Consider the following 23,764-nt stretch of genomic DNA (forward strand, 5'->3'; position numbering starts at 1 on the left):
CCGGTCTGGCGTCACCACCTGTTGAATCTTTGTCACATCTCGATAACACAAACAGTGTTAACATTGGGCTTTCGCCGCAAGACGATTATGTGGCGGGTATAGCGTTCTCATATGGGGCTGTCACCAGATCAATCCATGATAAAATTCAACGTAATCCGCCTGGCGCCGATTTTGATTGTTGCCTTTTTGGCCGCGTGTTCCAACCCAAACAGCATGGGCGGGATCAACGACCCCTATGAGGAGACCAACCGCAGCTGGCATGACACCAACGTGGCGCTGGACCGTGCGGTGATCAAACCGGTCTCAACGGCCTATGGCACGGTGGTGCCGGACCCGTTGCGCAAAGGTTTGGCGAATGTGTCTGACACGCTGTCAATTCCGGGCACGGTGGTCAACGACGTGTTGCAGGTGCAATTTGGCGATGCCGTTCACAATTCGGCGCGCTTTTTGGTCAACGCAACCGTTGGGATCGCGGGTCTGTTTGATCCGGCCACCAGCATGGGGCTTGAACCCCGCGACAGTGACTTTGGCGAAACTTTGCACCGGTGGGGTGTGGGCGAGGGGGCTTATGTTGTGCTCCCGGTCTATGGGCCGTCGACCGAACGCGATGCTTTGGGTTTGGTTGTCGATATCGCGCTGGACCCGATTGGGCATGTGTTTGGCACACCTGAAAAGAGCTATAAAACCGGGCTGAAAGTCGCGAAACTGGCCGATACACGCTATCGTTATTCGGACCTTTACGAGTCCCTCGTGTATGACAGCGCCGATGGCTATGCACAGATGCGCCTGACCTATCTCGACAATCGCCACTACGCGCTTGGAACTCCCATCGGAGCAGGCGACAGCGCCGAAGGTCAGGCCACACCCTACGACATTTATGAGGATTTCTATGAGTAACTTTGCGCGTAACTTTGGGCTGTCCCGCCGGGCGCTTTTAACCTCTATGGCGGCCGTTGCCGCTTTTCCAACGGCCGGGTTTGCGTTCTCGGAAAGTCAGGCAGAGGCGCTGATCGACAAGGTCGTGGGCGACATCAACGCCATCATCAACTCGGGCAAATCCGAAGCGGCGATGTATGTTGATTTCGAACGCACTTTGGTGCGCTATGCCGATATGCCAAACATCTCGCGCTCGGTGGTCGGCCCGCCGGCGCGGTCGGCCTCTGCGGCGCAAATGGCGGCGTTCACCAAAGCGTTTCAAACCTATATAGCGCGCAAATATGGCTCGCGCTTCCGTGAATTCATCGGCGGTAAGATCGAGGTCAACACCACGCAAAAGGTCAATTCGATCTATGATGTGCGCTGCACCGCGATTTTGAAAGGCGAGCCGCCCTTTGCGATTTCCTTTATCGTGGCCGATAAATCCGGCAAATTCATCGACCTGACCATCGAGGGGATTTCTTTGTTGAAATCCGAACGCGCGGAAATCGGTGCGATGCTCGATAAGGTCGGTGGCAGTATCGACAAGCTGACGGCCTCTTTGGCCTAAAGCGTCTCAACTCACTTTGAAAAGCGCGCCCTGTTTGGCGCGCTTTTCTTATTTCGGAATGCTTTAGTTGTTCCCACCCCCAAAGATCGACCCCAGCAGATCAAGCAGCACATTGTCGGCCTTGTCGCCAGAGCGGCTGTTGGACGACGTCGTGTTGCCCGGAAACTGTGGATTGACCTTGGGTGGGGCGGCGGGGCGGATCATCGGCAGGGGTTTTGGTTCAAGCCCCTCCTGCACCTTTTCCATCGTTTTTTGCCAGATTTCGGCCGGAAGACCGCCGCCTGTGACCCCGGTCAAAGGCGCGTTGTCATCATAGCCCATCCAAACCCCCGCGACATAATCGGCGGTGAATCCCATGAACCACGCATCGCGCGCCGCCTGTGTCGTGCCGGTTTTGCCCGCCACTTCGACGCCCGGAATTTGCGCGCGCGCGCCGGTGCCGGATTGGACCGCGTTATACATCATGTAGATCAGCTCCTGTGCCGATTCGGGCGTGATCACCCGCTCGCCAAGACCGCCATCCTGTCCCATCAACGGCGTGTTGTCGCCTTTCAGGCGCAGGGATTTGAGGCCATAGGGCGACACAGAAGAGCCACCGTTGAGGATGCCGGCATAGGCACCGGTCATTTCCAAAAGCGTGGTTTCCGACACGCCAAGCGCCAAGGCGGGGCCTTGCGCCAGATCGCTTTCGATGCCGAACATTTCGGCCACGGTGCGCACGTTTTCCAATCCCGCATCCATCGCGAGTTTCACCGCCGGGATGTTGTAACTGTGGCGCAGCGCGTCGGTCAGCGTCACGGTGCCGTGGAATTTACGGTCATAGTTTTGCGGCGACCATGGCCCGGAACCGGGGATGTTGAGTGTGAGAGGCTCGTCGACGATTGGGCTGTCATAGGACCATCCCATGTCCAACGCCGTGGCATAGACAAAGGGTTTGAACGAGGAGCCGGGTTGGCGTTTGGCCTGAGTCGCGCGGTTGAACGCGCCCGAGACCTTGAGTTTGCGCCCGCCCACCATGGCGCGCACGGCACCATCTGCGGACATGACGACAATCGCGGCTTGAGCTTTGGAGCCTTCGCGCACCTTGTTTTCAAACACCCATGTCAGCGCGTCTTCCGCCGCTGTTTGGATGCGTTGGTCGAGCGTGGTGTCGATCACCACGTCTTCGGTGGTGTCGCGGGTCAAAAAGTCCGGGCCCGCCCCCATCACCCAATCGGCAAAATATCCGCCCGCGCGTTTTTCGGCGGTGTCAGACAGCACGGCAGGATGGGCCTTGGCATAGGCGCGTTCGTCATCAGAGATGTAACCCTGTTGGTTCATCAGCAACAACACGATGCCCGCACGATCCTGAGAGCGCTCCAGATTGCTTGTGGGTGCGTAACGGGACGGCGCTGTCAAAAGCCCCGCAAGCATGGCGGATTCCGCAATGTTCACCTCGGCTGCGGATTTGCCAAAATACCGTTGTGCAGCGGCTTCGAACCCGTTGGCTCCGGCACCAAGGTAAGCGCGGTTCATGTAGATCGAGAGGATTTCATCCTTGGAATAGCGCACTTCCATCGCAAGCGCATAGACCGCCTCTTTGATCTTGCGAGTCAGAGACCCCTGACGACAATCGGCTTCGTATTCGGTTTGGTTTTTCCATTTCGCCGGATCGAACGGCACGCCGAGGCACAAAAGCTTTGCCGTTTGTTGCGTCAGCGTTGAGCCGCCGTGGCCGGACAAGGCGCTGCGGCCTTCGGACAGGTTGATCTTGATCGCCGAGGCAACCCCGCGCGGGGAGACGCCGAAATGCTTGTAAAACCTGCGGTCCTCAGTGGCGATAATGGCCTCTTTGAGATCGGGCGACACCGTGTCGGCGGTGATCTGGCCGCCGAATTGTTCGCCGCGCCAGGCAAAGACCGAGCCATTGCGGTCCAAAAGCGTGACCGAGCCGCGCGCGCGCCCGTCCAAGAGATCAGAAAACGGCGGCAGGGTTGTATAGATGTAAAACACCGCAATCCCAAGCACGAGTGCGCCGATCAGCGCCACCCGCGATGTCACGATCCAAATCAGACGGAACACCCATCCGAACAGCCGCATGAACAAAGAGGGGGAGGGCTTTCGGGCCGGTCTGCGTGATCTTGCGGATTTAGACGCTTTGGCCTTTTGAGGCGCAGTCTTTTTTGCCTGTGCCTTTGGGGCCTGCTTTTTCGCAGGATAGCGGCGCTCCGCGACAAGTTTACTCTTGCCCCGTCTGGGTTCGGTCATGGGCTTTGCTCGATCATTGCCGTTTTTGATTAGGGACCAGCTTACAGAGCGCTTGCCGGAATGTTGAGGGGAAACGAGTCGCTGTGATGGCTTTATTTTCTGCCTAAAAAATGGTCTCGTCGCACAAAATGTATAATTTTTGTGCAGAGGTGCCCTGAAAACACGCAGTACCAACGATGCCTTTCCTTGTGAAGGACCTCCTAACGTCGTTTTGCTTCATGCGTGGCCCTCCCTGCAGAGGAGGTCACCCGCTCAAACGGAAGGGGAAAAACGTGAAACTCATTATTGCTGCAATCAAGCCGTTTAAGCTTGAAGAAGTCCGTGAAGCGCTGACGGGTATTGGCGTTCGGGGCATGATGGTGACCGAGATCAAAGGCTTCGGCTCGCAGTCTGGTCACACCGAAATCTATCGCGGCGCAGAATATGCCGTGAATTTTGTGCCGAAGGTGAAACTTGAGATCGTCGTGGGTGATGCCATGGCCGAGCAGGTTGTCGAAACCATCGCATCCACTGCCAAAACCGACAAGATCGGCGATGGCAAGATTTTTGTTCTCGACGTGGAAGGCGCAACACGCGTCCGTACCGGCGAAACCAACGACGACGCGATCTAAGTCGCGCTACCCGAGACGAAAGGGACTTGAAACACATGAAACTCACCAAACTCATTCCGGCCTCTGTGGTGGCGACTTTGCTTCCGCTTGTGGCTTTTGCGCAGGATGCCGAAGTGGCGGCACCTGGCTTTGACGAAATCGGCCCGTACATCATGACCACGTTGCTGTTCCTCATTGGCGGTTTCCTCGTCATGTGGATGGCTGCGGGCTTTGCGATGTTGGAGGCGGGCCTCGTGCGCTCCAAAAACGTGACCACGCAGCTGTTGAAAAACGTTGTGCTGTTTTCCATCGCGGCCGTCATGTACTGGCTCATCGGCTATTCCCTGATGTATCCGGGCGACGCCTGGATCATTCCGGGTTTCCTTGGTGCTGTTGGTACTGCCACAATGGAGCCTGTTGGCTTGGCTGTGGCAGATGCCGATTTGGGCTATGCCTCTGTCGCATCCGACTTTTTCTTTCAGTTGATGTTCTGTGCGACCACCGCGTCCATCGTGTCCGGTACTTTGGCTGAACGCATCAAAATCTGGCCGTTCTTTATCTTTGTTGTCGTTCTGACCGGTTTCTTCTACCCGATCGAAGCCTCCTGGCAGTGGGGCGGCGGTTTCCTCTCCGAAATGGGCTTCTCCGACTTCGCTGGGTCCACCTTGGTGCACTCTGCTGGGGGTTGGGCTGCTTTGGCTGGCGCGCTGGTTCTTGGCCCGCGTATTGGCAAATACAAAGACGGCAAAGTCACCGCGTTTCCGGGGTCCAACCTGGCACTCGCCACCTTGGGGACATTCATCCTCTGGCTCGGTTGGTTCGGCTTTAACGGTGGCTCGCAGCTTGCTGCTGGCACCATTGGCGACATCACCGACGTTGGCCGTATCTTCGTGAACACCAACATGGCCGCTGCTGCAGGGTCCATTGCCGCTCTGATCTTGACGCAAATCATCTACGGCAAAATCGACCTCACCATGGTGCTCAACGGTGCGCTGGCTGGCCTTGTGTCCATCACCGCTGAACCGCTTGCTCCGTCGCTCTTCATGTCTCTGATCATCGGTGGCATCGGCGGTATCATCGTGGTCTTCGCTGTTCCGTTCCTCGACAAGCTGAAAATCGACGACGTTGTTGGCGCCATCCCGGTTCACCTGCTCTGCGGTATCTGGGGCACCATCGCGGTTCCGTTGACCAACGCTGACACCTCCTTTGGCACTCAGCTCGTCGGTATCGTTTCCATCGGGGCCTTCACCTTCGTGGTCTCCTTGGTGCTCTGGCTCGTGCTCAAAGCCTTCGGTGGCATCCGCGTCTCCGAAGAATCCGAGATCACCGGTCTCGACAAAGCTGAGCTCGGCATGGAAGCCTATCCTGAGTTCTACAAAGGCTAATCGCCTGTCCTAGATCAAACAGATTGGCCCCGGCGCGATAGTGCCGGGGCCTTTTCTTGTTTTGGTGTCCGCTTTGATGCGTCTAAACCGAATCTAAACCAGTTTTCCCTATCCCTTGTCGGGCCTTCTCAAAGGAGGCCAGCCGATGAGGATGATATGTTTCGCAAGAATTGCGTTTGGCGTTTTGTGCCCCGTTTTGTGATGTCTGTGATGATGCTTGCGGCCTTTGGGGCGGGTGGCCATGCGGAGCCTCAATCTCTGTTTGCGGATCGCGCGCCTTTGATCGGAGTGACTCCACAGTCGCTGCTGCCCGTCTCTCTTGGCCAAGACCCCGCCTTTGGGCCAAGCCTCTTTGTCGGGCGTGTGTCTGGGAGCCTGTTTGATCCCGCCCCGCCGCGCCTGCCCGCCACGCCGTCTATCTCTGTGCCGAACGATGAATCCGGGTATCTTGCGGTGATCCGCAATGTGATTGGCCGCGCCGAATCGCGGCGCGACGGTTATGACGCGATCCAACATGCGGCAAAGATATTGCCGCGCAAACGCCCAACCCAGATGACTCTCGGCGAGATTTTCGCATGGATTGATGCCACGCCGGGTCAGCCCCATGCCATTGGTCGCTATCAATTTATTCCCAAAACACTGGCCCGCCTTGTCACCGAATTGGATTTGGGGCCGGAGGTGGTCTTTACCCCCGCCGTTCAGGACCGGTTGTCCGACATGTTGTTGAGGGAAGCGGGGCTTTATGAGGCGCGCCAAGGGCAAATTCCCCGGCGCGAATTCATGAATAATTTGGCCAAAATCTGGGCCGGACTGCCGACCTCGACGGGCAAATCTCACTACCATGGCTATGCGGGCAATAAGGCGACGATGAGCTGGGCCGAATTTGATCGCGAAATGGCGCGCATTTTTGCCGGTTAAATACAAAAGGGCACACCGAAGGATGCCCCATGCTCTTGTTCAAACGCGCAGTTACTTCGCGGCAACTTTCATTGGTGCGCCAGAGGCCATGTCGGTGCCCATATAGGCCTTGCCCGCGGCCTTCCAGCCGCCAAAGCCACCTTCCATATGTGCGATGGGCCTGATCCCCGCTTTGGCACAGGCCGTGGCGACGCGCGCCGAGCGCACGCCGGAGCCACAATGGAACACGATCCGTTTGCCGTCTTGGCTCGGGAGTTTGGCGGCGGCGAAAAATGACATCGGAAACAACAGCGCGCCTTCGATGTGCTCAAACATATATTCTTGCGGTGTGCGCACGTCGATCAGGACGACCTCATTCGCGTCAAAGGCCTTTTGGACCTCGTCCACGGTCCAAGTTTCAAAAGTCACGCCGTCTACGGTTTCGGTTTTCATGCTGAGTCCTTTGGAGGGAGAATTGAACAGTCTGACATATAGATAGGTCTGATTATGATCTTTGAAAGTGTGCCCAGTGTGACAGGTCGCAATCGGCTTTGTGAGGGGGACCAGCCCAGAAAAAAGAGCGCCCCCGCAGGCGCGCTCTTTGATGTCGTTCCGGGATCAGGTCCACAGATTATTTACAGATTTTCGCCACAGCCGCCGCCAGGATTGGCACAGTTTCGGCGTTCAATCCGGCGATGTTCAAACGCGAATCCCCGACCATGTAGATGCCGTAGTCTTCGCGCAGTTTCAAAACCTCTTCGGGTGTCGCCCCGATGCGGGAGAACATGCCGCGGTGATTGGCGATGAAATCGAACCGATCCGAATTGGTCAGACGGCGCAGTTCATCGGCGAGTTGCGTGCGCAGACCCAACATGCCCAAACGGACCTCTTCAAGTTCCGCCATCCAATCGGCTTTCAACGCCGCATCGTCCAAGATCATCGTCACCAACCGCGCGCCGTGATCGGGTGGGAAGGAATAGTTTTGACGGTTGAGGAAGTTCAACGTGCCTTGGGTCACGGCGGTCTGTTCGGCTTTCTCGGAGATTGCCATGAGACAGCCGGTGCGCTCGCGGTAAATCCCGAAGTTTTTCGAACAGCTCGACGCGATCAGCATCTCAGGCAGTTTTGCGGCCAAAAGACGGGTCGCTGCGGCGTCTTCTTCAAGACCGTCGCCGAAGCCTTGATAGGCGATGTCCACCAGCGCCATCGCGCCTTTTTCAAGGATCAGATCGGCCACCAGATCGAATTGCTCCAGCGTCAGGTTCGCGCCCGTTGGGTTGTGACAGCAGCCATGCAACAACACCACGTCGCCGGATTTCACCTCTTTGAGGCTCTCCATCATCGCATCGAAATCGACGGTGCAATTGACCTCATCGAAATAGGCATAGGATTTGTTGGTCAGGCCCATGAATTTGATGATCGACACATGGTTCGGCCAGGTCGGGTTCGACGTCCAGATGGTCACATCCGGGTTCACCAATTTCGCCAATTCAAATGCCTGACGGATCGCACCGGTGCCGCCCGGCGTCGCAATCGCGCCGACGCGGGCGTGATCCACGCTATCCGCCAAAACCAGCGTTTTCATCGCCGCGCCAAAGGCCGGATCGCCGGAAAGGGCGGTGTATTTTTTGGTGGTCTCGACCTCCCAAAGCTGTTTTTCGGCGGCTTTGATCGCCCGCATCACCGGGGTTTCGCCATCAGCGTTTTTATAAATGCCAACGCCAAGGTCGATTTTAGTGTCGCGCGGATCGTCGCGATACAGCGCCATCAGTTCGAGGATTTTATCCGCAGGTTGCGGTTTCAGAGTGCTCAGCATTACGCTTCTCCAGTTGCGACACGCAGGTCGCCGTACATACCCCATTCTGCCCAAGATCCGTCATAGAGCGAGAATGTCGCCCCAAGACGGGTGAGCGCGAGGCCCAAAATGGCGGCGGTTATCCCCGATCCACAGGTGGTGATCGCCGGTTTAGAAAGATCGACCCCCGCGCCCACAAACACGGCACGCAGATTGTCAGTGGATTTCAACGTGCCCTGCGGGGTCAAAAGTTCCTGAAAGGGCACGTTGCGGGAATTCGGGATATGGCCAGAGCGCAGACCGGGCCGGGGCTCAGAGGCCTCGCCTTTGAACCGTGCGGCGGAGCGCGCATCAATGATCGTGTAATCGCCCAGCTTCGAGGAGGCCGCGACCTGTGTCACATCGCGCAGAAGCTCGGGCCGAATCTCGGTGATCATATGGCGGTCGCGGATGGTCGGCGGCTCGGCCGTCACAGGATGGCCCTCGGCCTTCCATTTTGGCAGACCACCATCAAGCACGGCCACATTGTCTTGGCCGAAATATTTGAACATCCACCACACGCGCGGCGCGGAAAACACGCCCGCCGTGTCATAAACCACAACCTGATGGCCATCACCGATGCCAAGCTCGCGCATCCGGGACATGAATTTTTCAACGGGCGGCAGCATATGCGGTAGATCGGAGCGCAGGTCCGCGACCTCATCGACATCGACAAACCGGGCGCCGGGGATGTGCTCGGCCTCATACTCGGCCCGGCAATCGCGATTGTCGGCGGGCATATACCAGCTTGCGTCAATAAGACGAAGCTCGGGAGATTTGAGATGCTCAGAGAGCCACTTGGTCGAAACCAAAGTTTTCGGGTCGCTGTAGGGCATATGATTTGCCTTTCCGGTCTTGGAGGGCGGTCGGATTTGCCTTAGCGGTCCCGGCGCGTGCGCGCAAGCGATCCGGTGGCTCTCGGGCCGATTGCAGCCACGAAAATGCGCCGGCATCCGCAAAACTGGCACAGACAAGTCTTAACCTCGGGGTCTCAATCCCCGTGACGCAACAGCCGCTGTTTTTGCCGACCCCAATCGCGCTCCGCTTCGGTGGCGCGTTTGTCGTGGTTCTTTTTGCCCTTGGCGATGCCGAGTTTGATTTTAATGCGGCCCTTATGGTTGAAATACATCACCAAAGGGACAAGCGTCATGCCTTGGCGACCTGTGGCCTGCCAAAGGCGTGCCAACTCGCGTTTCGAAACCAAAAGTTTACGCTTGCGGCGTTCTTCATGCGGGAACATCGCCTGTTGGTAGGGCGCGATGTAGGAGTTGGTCAGCCAAAGCTCGCCATCATCGACCGAGGCATAGCTTTCGGCGATGTTGGTTTGCCCGGTCCGCATGGATTTGACCTCGGAGCCAGACAACACAATGCCGCATTCTATGTCACTCTCGATGGCATAGTCATAGCGGGCCCGCCGATTTTCGGCGATGACCTTGTAGTTCTTTTCTTCGGGTGTTTGTTTTTTATTGGCCATGGTAGAGCGTCAGATAAGCACTCAGAGGCGATCTGTCCACTGGCCTGCGTGGCTCAATTCTGCCAAGTTCGCCGAAATTCGACATGAATTCGGCTTGGAGCGCAGATGTTTCTTCAGATTTTCGTAGGCACGGGCCTGATCGTCCTGTCCGTTTTTGTCGCCGCCTTGGGGTTCTTGCTGCTCGAACTGGTGCTGCAACGGGCGCATAATTGGCTGACCCGCGAACCGCATGGACCAAAATTGGCGCTTGTGCTGATGGCGGCGGTGGTCGCGGTGTTGTGGATGATCACGGCGGGCGTGTGGATTTGGGCGATTGCGTTTCGCATGATCGGCCTGTTCGCGCATTTCGAAGAGGCGCTGTATTTCTCGCTCGTGGCTTTTACCACGCTTGGGTTTGGCGATCTTTTGCTGCCCGAGGAATGGCGGCTTTTGGCTGGAATGGCGGCGACCAACGGGTTGTTGAACATCGGGATGATGACGGCGCTGTTGATGGAAGTGCTGCGCCATGTGCGGCGCAACCAATTGGAAAGCCGTCATCGGATGTGAGGCACAAAGGGACCACGAAAGGTCCCTTTGTGTGAGAGTGTAAGGATGGTTAGAGCAAACCAGCGTGTTCCATCGCCTCTTTGATCAGGTCTTTTGTGTCCTCATAAAGCGGGGTCAGCGGCAAACGCACCTCGTCTGAGCACAGGCCCAAAAGCGACAGGGCATATTTTGCGCCGACCACGCCGGGTTCGGCAAAGATCGCGATATGCAGTGGCATCAACATGTCGGTGATCTCCAAAGCCGTGGCGTAATCGCCCGCCAAAGTGGCGGCCTGCATCTGGGCGCAAAGTTTCGGCGCAACGTTGGCGGTCACGGAAATGCACCCGACGCCGCCATGGGCGTTAAAGCCAAGCGCGGTGGCATCTTCGCCAGAGAGCTGAACAAAATCGGTGCCACAGGCCAGACGGGTTTTCGGCACACGCGACAGATCGCCGGTGGCATCCTTGACGCCGATGATACGCGGCAATTTTGCCAATTCGCCCATGGTCGCAGGCGTCATGTCAATCACCGAGCGGCCCGGAATATTGTAAATCACGATGGGCAGATCGGCGGCATCATGCATGGCGGTGAAATGCGCGATCAGGCCTCTTTGCGTCGGCTTGTTGTAATAGGGCGTGACCACGAGGGCGGCGTCGGCCCCCACTTTGGCGGCATGTTCGATAAAACCGATGCCTTCGACCGTATTGTTCGATCCCGCGCCCGCAATCACCGGAATGCGGCCCGCTGCGGTTTCCACCACGATCTCGATCACGCGTTTGTGTTCGTCATGGCTCAGCGTCGGGGATTCGCCCGTGGTGCCCACCGGAACAAGCCCGTTCGACCCCTGTTCGATATGCCACTCAACGAGGGTCTTGAGCGTCTCGACATCCAGTTTGCCGTCTTTAAACGGCGTCACCAGTGCAGGAATGGATCCTTTGAACATCGAACGCTCCTTTTCGTCTTTGGATAAATTGGGCGTGAGTCGCCCGTGAATTGTCCGGCGGAAACTAGCCGTGTTCGCGGCCAATGCCAAGAATCAGTATTGCTGCGGATTGTGCGGTTGTTAAGCTATGGGCAAAAGCCCGAGCAGCCTCAAAAGACTTAGACCATATCATGTTCCGTTTTCCCCCGACAAAGGCAGTCTATGCCTTTGGAATAGCATTATTTTTCGCAACATCTTCCGAGGCGTCACCGCAGTCGGAGGCCTTGGTGCGCGCCTATGAGGCGCAGTGGTCCGGCGATTGGGATCTGGCCAAAAGCGAGGCACAGGGCGTTGGGGTCGACATCATTGAATGGAACCGGTTGCGCGCCGGGCGGGGGAGTTTCGCCGAGTATCAGAGCTTTTTGAAGCGCAACCCCGATTGGCCGGGTCTGCCGCTTTTGGCGCAAAAGGGCGAGGCGACGATCCCGGTGGATGCCGACCCAAATGCGGTTTTGGAGTATCTCAGTGCCTATCCGGCGCAGACCGGCGTGGGTGCGGTGCGGATGATTTCGGCCTATGAGGCCCGTGGCATGAATGCCGATGCACAGGCGCAAACGGTTCTGGTGTGGAACACATTGCCGATGGATGCCAAATCCGAAGAGGGGTTGGCGGCGCGCTATGCCTCAATTTTGGCGCCGCACCATGTTGCACGCACCGAGATGTTGTTATGGTCCGAGCGGTTTGACGATGCCGCCCGGATGATCCCGCGTTTGCCGACCGGATGGGACAAATTGATCACCGCCACGCGCAAATTGATGCGCGATGAGGCGGGCGTGGATGCGGCGCTGGCCGAGGTGCCGGGGGTGCTGGCTGACCATCCGGTTTTGGCCCATGCGCGGTTTGAATGGCGCGTGCGGCGTGGCCGCAATGAGGATGCGATGACGCTTTTGCTGCAACGCTCTACCGGGCGCGAAGGTTTGGGCAACCCCGAAGACTGGGGCAACCGTCGCCGTACTTTGGCGCGGCAAATGATGCGCGATGGCAAGGCGCAAATCGCCTATGCCGCCGCCTCCCGCCATGGGCTGAGCGCAGAGGAGGACCATTACGCCGATCTCGAATGGCTGTCGGGCTATATCGCTCTGCGCTACCTTGATGACCCGGCGCTGGCGCTCGATCATTTCAATCGCTTTCGCGTGTCTGTGACGACGCCGATCTCATTGGGTCGGGCGGGCTATTGGGAAGGCCGCGCCTTGGAGGCGATGGGGGCCGCGGATGATGCCGCTGCCGCCTATGCCTTTGGTGCGCAGTTTCAGACCGCATTTTACGGCCTGTTGTCGGCGGAGAAAATTGGCCGAAGCCTTGATCCGGCCCTGACCGGAGAGTTGCGTTTTGCCGATTACAAACAGGCGGCGTTTATGGGCTCTTCGGTGCTTAAGGCCGCGGTGTTGTTGGATGAGGCCGGGGACGCGCCCTTGGCCGCGCGGTTCCTGCGCCATTTGGGCGAAAGCCTTTCGCCGCAGGAATTGGGGCAATTGGGGGATCTGGCGCTGGACCTTGATCCTTACTTGGCGGTTTTGGTGGCGAAATTTGCCGCCGATCAGGGCATTGTGTTGAACCGGGCCTATTATCCGCTTCATGCCATGGCACAGGCGGAGTTGCCGGTGGAACCGGAACTGGCCTTGGCAATTGCCCGGCGCGAAAGCGAATTTTATCCGAAAGCGCGCTCCGGTGTGGGGGCGCGCGGGCTGATGCAATTGATGCCGCGCACCGGGGCGGCTATGGCGGAGAAATTGGGCATTACGGGCTTTGAAGAAGCCCAGCTTGATGATCCGATCCTCAACGCGCGGCTTGGCTCGGCCTATTTGGCGCAGCTCGAAGAGGAATTCGGCCGTAACATCCCGCTCATCGCCGTCGGGTATAACGCCGGTCCGTCGCGGGCGCGCGATTGGATCACGCGGTTTGGCGATCCGCGTGGGGGGAAGGTCGATCCGGTGGATTGGATCGAACATCTCCCCTTTCGAGAGACGCAGAATTACGTGATGCGGGTGGCGGAAAGCCTACCTGTCTACCGCGCGCGTTTGCATGGTGAGACCGGGCCGATCACCCTGTCCAAAGATTTGGCGTCAAGGTAAAGCGACTCAAGCCTGTTTGCGGCTCTTCATTTGACTGCGCAAAAAGGTGAATATCCCGGCGGCGACCACAAGGCTGGCCCCCACCGCAACATTGATCCGTACCGCATCGCCAAACACCACCACACCCAAAATGGACGCAAAGGCCAGTTGGAAATAGGCCAACGGTTGGATCGCTGAGGCCTCAGACAGCTCATAGGCGCGGATCAGTAAATAATGCCCCGTGGTTGCGGTCGCGCAGAGCAATCCCATCCACGCCCAATCGGTCAAGGTCATCGCCTCCCAATGCCACATGCCGATCAAGGTCGTGACCACCGCCCCTGCGATCCCGGTGTAAAAGAAGGTCACAGACGCGGGGTCTTTGCGCGCGACATAGCGGTTGAGCAGGCCGTAGAGCGCAAACAAGACCGCAGAGGCAAGCGGGAAGATCGCGGCGGGGGACATCACGCCGCCACCGGGATTGAGGATGATCAACACGCCGACAAAGCCGATCAGCACCAAAAGCCAACGCCGCCAACCGACCTTTTCGCCGAGGATCGGCGCGGACAGTGCGGTGATGATCAACGGGTAAGACGCAAACATCGCATGGCTTTCCACAAGGCCAAGTTTGACAAAACCGATCACCATGATGATGACCTCAAAGGCCAAGATCGCGCCGCGAAAGAATTGCAATTTGGGCTGGGCGCTGCGTATGGCCCGGCGCAATCCGCCCTGCGCGCGCATCGACCACAAGATCACAAAGCCCGCGAAGACCCAGTAGCGGATCATCAGCACCATATAGACATTGTATTCGCCGGCGAGGTGACGGGAAATACCGTCCTGCATTGCGAAAATGAACATGGTGAGCACCATGAGCAAGACGCCAAGGCGCGGGTTGGTTTCTGACTTGGTGATGCTCATGATTTTACCCCGATGCTCATATGACGTTTGCGGCCATGGCCGGGAACACGCGATACAGTGAACCCGGCATCGCGTAGTTTTTGCCGCACATGTCCGGCGGCCGTATAAGTCGCGAATGTGCCGTTTGGTGCGGTGTGACGACCGACTTCGGCCATGATGTCCTCGCCCCAAAGTTCGGGATTTTTCGCGGGGGAAAACCCATCCAAAAACCACGCGTCGGCCTGTCTGTCCCAGCCGTGTAGCGTGTCGCGGGCATCACCGATTTTGACGTCCACCTCGATCTGTCCCAGCCGAAATTGCCGCGCGCCTCTGTGCCATGCCGTCAGGAACGGATCGGCAATGACGCGCGCCTCGGGAAAGGCATTGAGCGCCGTGGCAATGTCGGCGCTGTCCATCGGAAACGCCTCAAAGGAGGTAAACCGCACCACGCCCGGCCCATTCCAAATCAAGGCCAAGGCGAGCATGTTCAGCCCGGTGCCAAAGCCCAGTTCCGCCACATGAAACCCGTCACCAAGGCGCGCAGGCAGGTCATTACCCGCCAAAAACACATGCCGCGTTTCCTCAAGCCCGGAGGCGAGCGAAAAATACGGATCGTCAAAGCGGGTCGAGACGGGAATGGTGCCGTCGCGCCATTCGATTTGGGCTGTCTGGTGGTCGGTCATGGGATGGCTTATGAAAGGGTTGATTACGCGCGACCATGAAGATCGGCGCGCGCGAGTACAATGGATAATTGCGCACATGGGCAGAGCAGAGATCACCATTTACGGGGCCGGTGCCTTTGGCCTGTCCTGTGGCTATGAGGCGGCGAAACGTGGCGCGACCGTGCGGGTGATTGATCCGAACGGGGTTGGGTTTGGCTCCTCTGGTGGTGTTGTCGGCGCTTTGGCCCCGCATACGCCGGAGCGCTGGAATGCGAAAAAAGAGTTTCAATTTCAAAGCCTGATCATGGCGCGCACCCATTGGCCCGAGGTCGAAGACATCGGTGGCGTCTCGTCGGGGTATGGCCCGATGGGGCGGGTTCAGGCCATCGCAGATGCACGTCAATTGGGCCTCGCCCATGAGCGCGCGGAACAGGCGAAAATGCTGTGGCAAGGTAAGGCCCTGTGGCGGGTTATCAGCCAAGGCGAGACCGGATATTGGGCCCCGATCAGCCCCACCGGCTATCTGATCCATGACACCCTGTCCGCGCGGCTGAACCCATGGCGCGCTTGCGCGGCACTGGCGGCGGCGATCACGGCGCTGGGCGGCGAGGTTGTGCGCGACGGCGCGGCGGAGGGCGCTGTGATCCATGCCAGCGGTTGGTGGGGATTGCAGGATTTGAACGCGGCCTTTGGGCGCGAGGTTGGCAATGGCGTCAAAGGACAGGCGATCCTGCTGGATTTGGCTCTGAACGATGCGCCGCAGCTGTATGGGGAAAGCCTTCATGTGATCCCGCACTCAGACGGCACCACGGCGATTGGATCGACCTCGGAGCGGTTTTTTGACACTCCGGATCAGACCGACGAACAGGCCGATGCCTTGTTGGAAAAGGCGCGGGCGCTGATCCCGGCTCTGCGCGAGGGGCGCGAAATCCGGCGGTGGGCCGGGGTGCGCCCCCGTGCCAAATCGCGCGCGCCGATGTTGGGCGCCTGGCCCGATCGCCCCGGTCATTTCATCGCCAATGGCGGCTTTAAAATCGGTTTTGGCATGGCACCAATGGCGGCCAAAGTGCTAATGGATTTGGTGCTGGAGGGGCGCGATGCGATCCCTGATGAGTTTAAGGTTGAAGCCTCACTTTGACGCCACGGCCCTCAGCACGCGCATCAGATGCCGAGAAGCTTGCGGGCCATCGGGTTTAATATTCCACGCCAATCTGGGCTTTGATGCCAGAGCGAAACGGGTGTTTCACCAGTTCCATTTCGGTCACCAGATCGGCTATTTCGATGAGTTCATCCTTGGCATTTCGTCCTGTCAGAACGACATGGGTGAGCGGCGGTTTTTCGGTGCTCAGAAATGTCACCACATCGTTGACGTCAATATAATCATAGCGCAGGGCGATGTTGATTTCATCCAAGAGTACCATTTTATTCTCGGGATTGCGGATCAATTCCTTGGCCTTTTCCCAAGCGGCCCGCGCCATTTCAATGTCGCGCTCTTTGTTTTGGGTTTCCCAGGTAAAGCCTTCGCCCATCGTGTAAAATTCACACAGATCTGCGAATTTGGCAGTGATCAAATCGCGTTCGCCACAATCCATGCCGCCCTTGATAAACTGCACCACGGCGGATTTCATGTCATGGGCGATACAGCGGAAGATCATCCCGAAGGCGGCCGAAGATTTGCCCTTGCCCTTTCCCGTGTGGATGATGATCAGACCCTTTTGATCGGTCTTGGTGGCCATGATTTTATCGCGCGCGGCCTTTTTCTTGGCCATTTTGCTGGCATGGCGTTCACTGTCGGATTGGTCGACCATAGGGACCCCCATTTACATGAAAAGTTGGACAAAAATTGGCGCAAGAAGCGCCGTGAGAATGGCGTTCAGGACCATACCGATCCCGGCAAAAGCGCCTGCGGTGCCTTGGACCTGAAAGGCACGGGCGGTGCCGATGCCGTGGGCGGCGACACCTGTGGCAAAGCCGCGGGCGCGATAATCCCGCACGCCGATGGCATTGAGCAACGGGGTTGTCACGACCGCGCCAATCACCCCGGTGATCAACACCAAGGCGACGGTGAGAGTTGGCAAGCCACCGATGGCTTCGGCCACACCGATGGCGACCGGCGAAGTGGCGGATTTGGGCACCAGAGACAAAAGCACATCCCCACGCAGGCCAAAGGCTGCGCCTATGGCGACCGCAGAGGCCATGGCGACAAAAGAACCGGCCAGGAGCGCGGCCAACATTGGCACGGCGGCGTCTTTGACCTTTTGCCAATTGGACCAAAGCGGAACGGCAAGCGCGACGGTCGCCGGGCCGAGCATAAAATGAACGAACTGTGCGCCCTCAAAATAGGTTGAGTAGGCGGTGTCCGTGACCTTCAGCAAGACGGTCAAGAGGATCATCGCAATCAACACCGGGTTCACAAAGGGTTTGCGCCCGGCAAGCCGAAAACAGCCCTCACCCACCAAATAGGCCACAAGCGTCAGCGTGAGCCAAAGCAATTGCCCCTCGGCCAGATAGCTCCAAATGTCGAGAATATCGGTCATAGCGGCGTCTCATCGGCAACCCCCAACAGGCGGTTGACGTATTTGAATGTCAGAGCGCCCGCAGCAATGGCCAGAACAGTCGAGCCGACAAGGGCCACGGCCAAGGGCAGGCCGATTTCAGACACTTGATCAAGATATTGCACGATGCCGACGCCCGCAGGCACATAAAGCAAGGACAGATGCGACAGAAATCCGGTCGCGGTTTTCTCAATGGCTGTGCCGATTTTGGGGCGCGTCAAAAGCAGCACCGCCAAGAGGATCATGCCGATCACCGGGCCGGGCAAGCGCAGCGCAAAAATCCGGGCGATTGCTTCGCCCATAAGCTGAAAACCCAGAAACAGTCCGAAATGTAGGATCACGTTGCGCCCTTTGTTTTATCTGTGCTGCAAAGGGTATCATCGCAGTGCGGGCTATGGGGTGCAAGCGGGATGACTGGACACAAGAAACCTGGACACAAGAAACTGGACACAAGAAAAGGCCGCACTCTCAGAACGTGTTTTTTCGGAGGGCGGGGAATACTGATTGCGTAGGTTTTGGTCGTGGAACGTTTCGTGCGCGGCCAAATTGGCGTAGGGTTCAAAGGAACGATTTGCAGTTGTGTCGGAGACGCCTGTTGACGCCCAAGGTCATGGGTCCGCCTGTCTTTTGAGCCAACTGCTCTTTCGTGAACGAATCACTTATGAGTGGGCCAATCTTGAACTGGCGACCTGAGGAGCCAATGAAACTTGCACGTATCACAACCTACCCTGTCAAAAGCGTCAGCGGCACGGATATGGCCGCGGCTCAGGTGCATGGTTTGGGCGTCGAAGGCGACCGGCGCTGGGCTGTGGTCTATGCCAATGGCGTGGTTGCGACCCGCCGGGAGTTGCCACGGTTGGCGCATTTGAGCGCGGTGACCACGCCGCATGGGATTTCGATCTCCTTTGAAAGTGACCGTTTTGATATTCCGGTTCCGTCCGGCGCGCCCTGTAAGGTCAAAGTGTTTTCGACCGGGATTGATGGGGTTGAGGATGCTGGCAACTACGCTTCGCATTTCCTCTCCTCCGCGCTCGAACGCGAAGTGAGGCTGGTCTATTTTCCTGACACGGCACAGCGTGTCGTGGACCGTGCCTATGCGCCGGGTGACCATTTCACGGCACTGTCCGACGGGTTTCCCGTGCTTTTGACCACGCAAGCCTCGTTGGCGGAACTCAATGCGGAGCTTGAAACCCCCGTTGAAATGCGCCGCTTTCGCCCAAATATTGTTATTGGCGGTGATATCGAACCTTGGTCCGAAGACACATGGAAAATGATCCGCATCGGGTCGACGATTTTCCGTGTGGTCAAGCCCTGTGAGCGCTGTGTCATGGTCACGCAGGACCCAAGCACCGGCGAGCAGACCCATCGCAACGAACCGTTGGCAACGCTGCGCCGTATTCACCGGGCAGTGACCGGAAAAATTATCTTTGGCCAAAATCTTGTGGTCGAAGAGCCGGGCAGCATCGTGCTTGGGGATGAGGTTGAAGTGCTGGAAGCTGGCCCCTCGAACCTTTTGGACCCCAAACGGGGCGACACGCAGTCGTTTTAGCTCTCTACGCTGTGTGATTGCGTTTGATAGGGACGTTTAACGCTCTGTTAACCATGTCCGGCCAATCTGGGCGGATGAAACACATCCGCGCCCTTTTGCCGTTTTTGCTCCTCCCTGCCTGTGTCGCCGACAGCCCGGCCTTGGGCTATTCCCGCGCAGGGTTTTCCTCCGTCGAACTGGGCGGAAATACCTATCGCGTCTACACCGAAGAGACCCGAAATTGTGTTGAGGTGCATCGGGTGAACATGGTATTCCCGCTGCCCTCACGCCTGCAAATCCTGTTGGAAATGGAAGAAGCTGCGGTTCAGGTGACGGGCTGTGCCCTCAAAAAGGGGACGTTCGTGGGGGATCAGGCCATGTCCAAGGGGCAGTTGGAGTGTAGCAAAGGGACTGCGGCCAAAGAGTGGGTCGCGGGGACCTGTAACATCAAACCTTGGCGGTGGCGCTGAGGCGTTTTTGGAACGTGATCGAGGTGGGTCGATCATATCCGGCATGTGCCGTACGCTCACGCTCCTCAAAGCCCAAGGCGCGGAAGGTGGCATGGTTTTCGACCAATTCCACCCGCGTCTGAAGCTCCAAAACCGCAAGCCCCAAGTCCAAAGCCCGCACTTCGGCATGATGCATGAGGTGACGGGCAAGTCCCGTCCCGCGCAGAGGTTTTGCCACCGCAAGCTTGCCGATATACAGCCGCCCGGGCTTTGGCGTCAGGATCACACAGGCACCGGGCGGCGTACCCATGGCCCAGATTTCATCCGTCTCTGCCTCCGTCGCAAGAGAGTCCAAAGTGAGGCGATGCATCGAGGAGGGTGGATCAATCCGCCCATCCATATCGGCAAATTCCGTTTGGATCAGCCGCAAAACCTGAGGCAGTCGTGGATCATGTGCTAAAATCCGTTCCGGGATCATGTGAGCCCCTCCAATCTCGCGCGCGCCGAATTGGATCGAGGCCGCCACAGCCCACGCTCTATCGCTTCCATCAGTCGCTCTGCGATCTCTTTGAGCGCAGGCGCGTTGTGATCGGCAATAAACATACGGGTCTCGTCATCCTCAATGAAGGCGCCATACACCAAATCGAAATGGTGGTCCTTGACCGCATGGGTGGTGGCCGAAAAGGCAAAGAGGTAATCGACCGTTGCGGCGATTTCAAAGGCGCCTTTGTAGCCATGGCGTTTGACCCCGTCGATCCATTTCGGATTGACCACACGCGATCGGATCACCCGGCCGATTTCTTCGTCCAATGTGCGGATCACCGGGCGTTCCGGGCGGGAATGGTCGTTGTGATAGATCGGTCGATCTTGCCCCTGCAATGTCGCGACCGCCGCCGCTGCGCCACCCTCAAATTGGTAGTAATCGTCACTGTCCAACAGGTCGTGTTCGCGGTTGTCTTGGTTTTGTACGATGGCTTCGACTTCGGACAGGCGTGCGGCAAATCCGGCGCGGTCTTTGACGCCCTCTTGCCCCGCGCCATAGGCATAACCGCCCCATTCCAAATAGGCATCGGCCAGATCGGATCGGTTGTCCCAAATCCGCTCATCAATCATCGCCTGAAGCCCCGCGCCGTAAGCGCCGGGTTTCGACCCAAACACCCGTGCCGTGCTTTCGCCCCTGCGCGCCCGCGCCGCGGCGGGGTTGTCCGCATCAGATTCGTCCAAGGCCTGAACCGCGCGCGCAGCACTATCGACCAGCGCGATCAGTTGCGGAAAGGCATCGCGGAAAAAGCCAGAGACCCTGAGCGTCACATCCACGCGGGGACGGCCCAAAACGGAAGCCGGCAGGATTTCAAACCCGGTGACGCGGCGCGACATCGCATCCCATGTCGGTTTGACCCCCATTAGCGCCAAAGCCTGTGCAATGTCATCGCCGCCCGTGCGCATATTGGCCGTGCCCCATGCGGTTACCAACATCGCACGTGGCCAGTCACCTTGGTCCTGTAGATGTCGTTCAATCAAAAGATTGGCCGATTTCCATCCCAGTTGCCATGCGGTTTGTGTTGGCACGGCGCGGGCATCGACAGAGAAAAAGTTGCGCCCGGTGGGCAGAACATCCAACCGTCCGCGTGTGGGCGCACCTGAAGGGCCGGGGGGAACAAAACGCCCATCGAGGCCGGTCAAAAGCGCGGACATCTCGGCCGGACCACAGGCAGTCACCATTGGCAAAACGGTATCGCGCAGATGCGTCAACACCACAGCCGAGGCGGGACCGGGAGCCTCGGTGCCCGCATCCAAAAGGGTTGCACAAAACAGCTCCAGCCGCTCAACCGTGTCGCCATGACTGCGCCAATTTGAATTGCTGACTTTGGTCAGACAGTCCGGTGTCGGTCCCTCCCAAGGCGCGGCCATGTCACAGTCGAGCGGATCGAATTTGAGAGCCAAATCCAACGCTAAAGCCCGCATAAAGGAGGCATCAGCCCCCGTGCCGTTGCCCCGTGGAACACGCACCAAAGCCAGACCCAAATCTCGTGCCAAACGGCCTTCGGGGGCGGTGCCAAAGATGTGTAAGCCATCGCGAATCTGCGCTTCTTTCAGTTCGCACAAATAGGCATCCAACTTGGCCAGATCGCCATCTTCATCGCGTCCGGTCATGCCGACGTCGTGGTCCAGACCGGTCACGGAGGAGAGGCTCAAAATCTCTTTGCGCAGGCTGGCGATGCGGCGCGGGTCGACGCCCGCGGCTTCGAAATACTCGTCCACCAAGGCCTCAAGATCGCGCAGTGGGCCGTAGGTTTCGGCGCGCGTCAAAGGCGGGGTGAGGTGATCCAAAATCACCGCTTGCGCGCGGCGTTTGGCCTGTGTGCCCTCACCCGGATCGTTGACGATAAACGGATAAAGATGCGGCATCGGCCCCATGATCACTTCAGGGTAACAGGTCTCCGAGAGAGCAAGCGCCTTGCCGGGCAGCCATTCAAGGTTGCCATGTTTGCCCATATGGACCAGCGCATCGGCGCCAAATTCAAACCGCAGCCAAAAGTAAAAGGCCAAATAGTTGTGCGGCGGAACAAGGTCCGGGGCATGATAGGTCTCGGTCGGATCAATGTTATACCCGCGCGCGGGTTGGATGCCGACGACTGCGTTGCCATAGCGTAGCACAGAAAGCGCAAAGCCATCTTGGCCCACAAATGGGTCGTCTTCGGGGGGACCCCAACGCGCCTCAATCTCTTGGCGGACTTCGTAAGGCATAGAATTATATGCACTTTTATACGCGTCGAGCGACAAGCGCACGCCGCCATCGCGTTTGGCGCGATCTGTCAGCCAATTGGTTGGCCCGGCCAGAATCGCCTGCATCAAGGCATCGCTGTCATTAGGTGCGCCCTCGACTGAGTAGCCCTCACAGGAGAGCGCTTTGAGGGTGTTCACCGTGGCGGCGGGAGTGTCCAGGCCGACGCCATTGGCCAGTCGTCCGTCTTTGTTTGGATAGTTGGCGAGGATCAGTGCGAGTTTGCGATCCGCCTTGGCGGTGCGGCGCAGATGGGCCCAGCGAGCGGCCAGTTCAGCGACAAAAGCGATGCGCGATCCGTCCGCATGATAGGTGGCGATGGTACATTCTGTGGCGGCGTCAAAATAGGCCTCCCCTTTGAACGACACCGCGCGCGACAAGATGCGCCCGTCGATTTCGGGCAGGGCCACGTTCATCGCAATGTCGCGGGCCGACAAGCCGGTTGTGCCCTCCTCCCATGTGTCATGCGACGAGCCTGCAAGCACGACTTGGAACACCGGGGCCTGATTGGCCGAAGGGGCGGCGAGGGGATTGTCCGGGCCGCCGCCCTCGGGTGTGCCGACCGCAAAGGCAGTGCAATTGAGAATGACATCCGGCGGCGCGTCTAAAAACAGCGCTTCTAATGTGGCGGCAGAAATCGGGTCTTTCAGTGAGGCGACAAAAATCGGCATCGGGTTGAGACCCTGACGCAACAGCGATTTCACCAAACGGTTGATCGGCGCAAGCCCCGCGCCCTGTACCAGCGCGCGATAAAAGATCAGCGGCACAACGGGGGCATCCTCTTGCCACTGTGATTTTAACTGATCTAGGTCAGCTATCCCGTCGCCGGGCCAATAGAACCCCGCGCGCAAGAGCGGTTTGGCGGGGCCGGGTTTGTCACTGCCGTCAATCAAGGCACGCGCATAGGACAAAAACGCCACCGCATTTTCCGCGCCACCTTCGGTCAGATAGGCCCAGAGTTGGTGATAGTCTTCTGTTGGGATTGTCGACAAAGCCGCCAGTTCCGCATCGGGTTTGTCATCACCGGGCAGGGCCACAAAAGGCACGCCCGCCTCATGGAGCCGCGCGGCATATTGCTCCAAGCCGTATTTCCAATAGCCCGAGCCACCCAAAACCCGTGCAATCACCAGTTTGGATTTGGTGGCGCAGTCATCCAGATGCATGTCGACCGACATCGGGTGACGCAGATGCAACATTGAGGCCAGGCGCATCGTTGGAGGCGCAGCCATCATGGCGCGCGCCTCAGAGAGCAGGGCAAGTTCCGTATCGGCGGCGGAAATCACCACCAGATCGGCGGGGGTTTGACCCAGATCGACCGCGTCTTTGCCGTCATCAATGGAGCCGGGGGTGGCCGCGAGCAGGTGCATCGCTTTCTCTTTCCTTGTCTTACCGCGCGTCTTGCGTCATGAGCGGGGAA

The 23,764-nt window shown here is 58.3% G+C and carries 23 protein-coding genes; 10 read left to right on the plus strand and 13 right to left on the minus strand.

Annotation, left to right across the window (positions count from 1 at the left end):
* Positions 1–135 precede the first annotated feature (135 nt).
* The gene (locus BLT54_RS12000; protein WP_074645458.1) at positions 136–897 is read left to right on the plus strand and encodes an MlaA family lipoprotein; all 762 of its coding nucleotides are present in this window, start codon (positions 136–138) and stop codon (positions 895–897) included.
* The gene (locus BLT54_RS12005; protein ID WP_074645284.1) at positions 890–1,486 is read left to right on the plus strand and encodes an MlaC/ttg2D family ABC transporter substrate-binding protein; all 597 of its coding nucleotides are present in this window, start codon (positions 890–892) and stop codon (positions 1,484–1,486) included. Before BLT54_RS12000 ends, BLT54_RS12005 begins: the two co-directional genes overlap by 8 nt.
* Positions 1,487–1,549: 63 nt before the next feature.
* On the opposite strand, the gene BLT54_RS12010 is transcribed toward BLT54_RS12005, so the two are convergent.
* Positions 1,550–3,733 (minus strand): transglycosylase domain-containing protein, encoded by a 2,184-nt coding sequence (locus tag BLT54_RS12010; protein ID WP_074645286.1) that lies wholly within the window; start codon positions 3,731–3,733, stop codon positions 1,550–1,552.
* 272 nt (positions 3,734–4,005) lie between these two features.
* On the opposite strand from BLT54_RS12010, the gene BLT54_RS12015 reads away from it, so the two are divergent.
* The 3 genes from BLT54_RS12015 (at position 4,006) to BLT54_RS12025 (ending at position 6,626) form a co-directional block, all read left to right on the plus strand.
* A complete protein-coding gene (locus BLT54_RS12015) occupies positions 4,006–4,344 on the plus strand; it encodes a P-II family nitrogen regulator (protein ID WP_009569977.1) in 339 nt (112 codons plus the stop codon).
* 35 nt (positions 4,345–4,379) lie between these two features.
* A complete protein-coding gene (amt, locus tag BLT54_RS12020; RefSeq protein ID WP_074645288.1) occupies positions 4,380–5,708 on the plus strand; it encodes an ammonium transporter in 1,329 nt (442 codons plus the stop codon).
* Positions 5,709–5,864: 156 nt separating this feature from the next.
* Positions 5,865–6,626, plus strand: coding sequence for a lysozyme family protein (locus tag BLT54_RS12025; RefSeq protein WP_074645290.1), 762 nt, complete (start codon positions 5,865–5,867; stop codon positions 6,624–6,626).
* A 51-nt stretch (positions 6,627–6,677) separates the two neighbouring features.
* Here BLT54_RS12025 and BLT54_RS12030 read toward each other — a convergent pair whose 3' ends face one another.
* The 4 genes from BLT54_RS12030 to smpB all read right to left on the minus strand — a co-directional run bounded on the left by BLT54_RS12030 (position 6,678) and on the right by smpB (position 9,913).
* The gene (locus BLT54_RS12030; RefSeq protein WP_074645292.1) at positions 6,678–7,058 is read right to left on the minus strand and encodes a rhodanese-like domain-containing protein; all 381 of its coding nucleotides are present in this window, start codon (positions 7,056–7,058) and stop codon (positions 6,678–6,680) included.
* 178 nt (positions 7,059–7,236) lie between these two features.
* Positions 7,237–8,421, minus strand: coding sequence for an amino acid aminotransferase (locus BLT54_RS12035; protein ID WP_074645294.1), 1,185 nt, complete (start codon positions 8,419–8,421; stop codon positions 7,237–7,239).
* A complete protein-coding gene (gene sseA, locus BLT54_RS12040) occupies positions 8,421–9,275 on the minus strand; it encodes a 3-mercaptopyruvate sulfurtransferase (protein ID WP_074645297.1) in 855 nt (284 codons plus the stop codon). Before sseA ends, BLT54_RS12035 begins: the two co-directional genes overlap by 1 nt.
* 155 nt (positions 9,276–9,430) lie before the next feature.
* Positions 9,431–9,913 carry an SsrA-binding protein SmpB gene (gene smpB / locus BLT54_RS12045; RefSeq protein ID WP_074645301.1) on the minus strand — a complete coding sequence of 161 codons (483 nt, stop codon included), beginning with the start codon at positions 9,911–9,913 and terminating at the stop codon, positions 9,431–9,433.
* Positions 9,914–10,018: 105 nt separating this feature from the next.
* On the opposite strand from smpB, the gene BLT54_RS12050 reads away from it, so the two are divergent.
* The gene (locus BLT54_RS12050; protein WP_074645303.1) at positions 10,019–10,459 is read left to right on the plus strand and encodes an ion channel; all 441 of its coding nucleotides are present in this window, start codon (positions 10,019–10,021) and stop codon (positions 10,457–10,459) included.
* 49 nt (positions 10,460–10,508) lie between these two features.
* Here BLT54_RS12050 and dapA read toward each other — a convergent pair whose 3' ends face one another.
* Positions 10,509–11,381: a 4-hydroxy-tetrahydrodipicolinate synthase gene (dapA, locus tag BLT54_RS12055; RefSeq protein WP_074645305.1), complete on the minus strand. Its 873-nt coding sequence runs from the start codon at positions 11,379–11,381 to the stop codon at positions 10,509–10,511.
* A gap of 170 nt (positions 11,382–11,551) precedes the next feature.
* Between dapA and BLT54_RS12060 the strand changes: the two genes are divergently transcribed.
* On the plus strand, positions 11,552–13,492 hold the full coding sequence (locus BLT54_RS12060; RefSeq protein ID WP_074645307.1) for a lytic transglycosylase domain-containing protein: 1,941 nt from the start codon (positions 11,552–11,554) through the stop codon (positions 13,490–13,492).
* 6 nt (positions 13,493–13,498) lie between these two features.
* On the opposite strand, the gene BLT54_RS12065 is transcribed toward BLT54_RS12060, so the two are convergent.
* Together BLT54_RS12065 and mnmC2 are read right to left on the minus strand one after the other, a co-directional pair.
* Entirely contained in the window at positions 13,499–14,389 is an 891-nt protein-coding gene (locus BLT54_RS12065; RefSeq protein WP_074645309.1) for a DMT family transporter, read from the minus strand.
* Positions 14,386–15,051: a tRNA (5-methylaminomethyl-2-thiouridine)(34)-methyltransferase MnmC2 gene (gene mnmC2, locus BLT54_RS12070; protein WP_074645311.1), complete on the minus strand. Its 666-nt coding sequence runs from the start codon at positions 15,049–15,051 to the stop codon at positions 14,386–14,388. The genes BLT54_RS12065 and mnmC2 overlap by 4 nt, the downstream gene beginning before the upstream one ends.
* 76 nt (positions 15,052–15,127) lie before the next feature.
* On the opposite strand from mnmC2, the gene BLT54_RS12075 reads away from it, so the two are divergent.
* Complete coding sequence (locus tag BLT54_RS12075) at positions 15,128–16,168, plus strand: NAD(P)/FAD-dependent oxidoreductase (protein ID WP_074645314.1); 1,041 nt, start codon at positions 15,128–15,130, stop codon at positions 16,166–16,168.
* 55 nt (positions 16,169–16,223) lie between these two features.
* On the opposite strand, the gene cobO is transcribed toward BLT54_RS12075, so the two are convergent.
* Genes cobO through BLT54_RS12090 form a run of 3 tightly spaced genes read right to left on the minus strand, consistent with a single transcriptional unit; the run spans position 16,224 to position 17,926 of the window.
* Positions 16,224–16,838 (minus strand): cob(I)yrinic acid a,c-diamide adenosyltransferase, encoded by a 615-nt coding sequence (cobO, locus tag BLT54_RS12080; protein WP_074645316.1) that lies wholly within the window; start codon positions 16,836–16,838, stop codon positions 16,224–16,226.
* A gap of 12 nt (positions 16,839–16,850) precedes the next feature.
* The gene (locus tag BLT54_RS12085; protein WP_074645318.1) at positions 16,851–17,567 is read right to left on the minus strand and encodes an LrgB family protein; all 717 of its coding nucleotides are present in this window, start codon (positions 17,565–17,567) and stop codon (positions 16,851–16,853) included.
* Positions 17,564–17,926, minus strand: a complete 363-nt coding sequence (locus tag BLT54_RS12090) for a CidA/LrgA family protein (protein ID WP_176832877.1) — start codon at positions 17,924–17,926, stop codon at positions 17,564–17,566. Before BLT54_RS12090 ends, BLT54_RS12085 begins: the two co-directional genes overlap by 4 nt.
* 359 nt (positions 17,927–18,285) lie before the next feature.
* Between BLT54_RS12090 and BLT54_RS12095 the strand changes: the two genes are divergently transcribed.
* Positions 18,286–19,134 carry an MOSC domain-containing protein gene (locus tag BLT54_RS12095; RefSeq protein ID WP_074645320.1) on the plus strand — a complete coding sequence of 283 codons (849 nt, stop codon included), beginning with the start codon at positions 18,286–18,288 and terminating at the stop codon, positions 19,132–19,134.
* A 53-nt stretch (positions 19,135–19,187) separates the two neighbouring features.
* A complete protein-coding gene (locus tag BLT54_RS12100) occupies positions 19,188–19,583 on the plus strand; it encodes a hypothetical protein (RefSeq protein ID WP_074645322.1) in 396 nt (131 codons plus the stop codon).
* On the opposite strand, the gene BLT54_RS12105 is transcribed toward BLT54_RS12100, so the two are convergent.
* Both BLT54_RS12105 and cobN read right to left on the minus strand, forming a co-directional pair.
* Positions 19,561–20,040 (minus strand): GNAT family N-acetyltransferase, encoded by a 480-nt coding sequence (locus BLT54_RS12105; RefSeq protein ID WP_074645324.1) that lies wholly within the window; start codon positions 20,038–20,040, stop codon positions 19,561–19,563. The genes BLT54_RS12100 and BLT54_RS12105 overlap by 23 nt on opposite strands.
* Positions 20,037–23,714, minus strand: coding sequence for a cobaltochelatase subunit CobN (gene cobN, locus BLT54_RS12110; protein ID WP_074645327.1), 3,678 nt, complete (start codon positions 23,712–23,714; stop codon positions 20,037–20,039). The genes BLT54_RS12105 and cobN overlap by 4 nt, the downstream gene beginning before the upstream one ends.
* Positions 23,715–23,764 lie beyond the last annotated feature (50 nt).

The sequence above is a fragment of the Celeribacter baekdonensis genome (genome assembly GCF_900102315.1).
GTDB classification, from domain to species: domain Bacteria; phylum Pseudomonadota; class Alphaproteobacteria; order Rhodobacterales; family Rhodobacteraceae; genus Celeribacter; species Celeribacter baekdonensis.

Coding starts and splice junctions, on each gene's coding strand:
- BLT54_RS12035 (WP_074645294.1), bottom strand. CDS start 8,421: ATGCTGAGCACTCTGAAACCGCAACCTGCGGATAAAATCCTCGAACTG.
- mnmC2 (WP_074645311.1), bottom strand. CDS start 15,051: ATGACCGACCACCAGACAGCCCAAATCGAATGGCGCGACGGCACCATT.
- BLT54_RS12025 (WP_074645290.1), top strand. CDS start 5,865: ATGTTTCGCAAGAATTGCGTTTGGCGTTTTGTGCCCCGTTTTGTGATG.
- BLT54_RS12065 (WP_074645309.1), bottom strand. CDS start 14,389: ATGAGCATCACCAAGTCAGAAACCAACCCGCGCCTTGGCGTCTTGCTC.
- BLT54_RS12095 (WP_074645320.1), top strand. CDS start 18,286: ATGAAACTTGCACGTATCACAACCTACCCTGTCAAAAGCGTCAGCGGC.
- BLT54_RS12060 (WP_074645307.1), top strand. CDS start 11,552: ATGTTCCGTTTTCCCCCGACAAAGGCAGTCTATGCCTTTGGAATAGCA.
- BLT54_RS12030 (WP_074645292.1), bottom strand. CDS start 7,058: ATGAAAACCGAAACCGTAGACGGCGTGACTTTTGAAACTTGGACCGTG.
- BLT54_RS12000 (WP_074645458.1), top strand. CDS start 136: ATGATAAAATTCAACGTAATCCGCCTGGCGCCGATTTTGATTGTTGCC.
- BLT54_RS12105 (WP_074645324.1), bottom strand. CDS start 20,040: ATGATCCCGGAACGGATTTTAGCACATGATCCACGACTGCCTCAGGTT.
- BLT54_RS12005 (WP_074645284.1), top strand. CDS start 890: ATGAGTAACTTTGCGCGTAACTTTGGGCTGTCCCGCCGGGCGCTTTTA.
- BLT54_RS12085 (WP_074645318.1), bottom strand. CDS start 17,567: ATGACCGATATTCTCGACATTTGGAGCTATCTGGCCGAGGGGCAATTG.
- smpB (WP_074645301.1), bottom strand. CDS start 9,913: ATGGCCAATAAAAAACAAACACCCGAAGAAAAGAACTACAAGGTCATC.
- sseA (WP_074645297.1), bottom strand. CDS start 9,275: ATGCCCTACAGCGACCCGAAAACTTTGGTTTCGACCAAGTGGCTCTCT.
- BLT54_RS12075 (WP_074645314.1), top strand. CDS start 15,128: ATGGGCAGAGCAGAGATCACCATTTACGGGGCCGGTGCCTTTGGCCTG.
- BLT54_RS12010 (WP_074645286.1), bottom strand. CDS start 3,733: ATGACCGAACCCAGACGGGGCAAGAGTAAACTTGTCGCGGAGCGCCGC.
- amt (WP_074645288.1), top strand. CDS start 4,380: ATGAAACTCACCAAACTCATTCCGGCCTCTGTGGTGGCGACTTTGCTT.
- BLT54_RS12100 (WP_074645322.1), top strand. CDS start 19,188: ATGTCCGGCCAATCTGGGCGGATGAAACACATCCGCGCCCTTTTGCCG.
- BLT54_RS12050 (WP_074645303.1), top strand. CDS start 10,019: ATGTTTCTTCAGATTTTCGTAGGCACGGGCCTGATCGTCCTGTCCGTT.
- cobO (WP_074645316.1), bottom strand. CDS start 16,838: ATGGTCGACCAATCCGACAGTGAACGCCATGCCAGCAAAATGGCCAAG.
- cobN (WP_074645327.1), bottom strand. CDS start 23,714: ATGCACCTGCTCGCGGCCACCCCCGGCTCCATTGATGACGGCAAAGAC.
- dapA (WP_074645305.1), bottom strand. CDS start 11,381: ATGTTCAAAGGATCCATTCCTGCACTGGTGACGCCGTTTAAAGACGGC.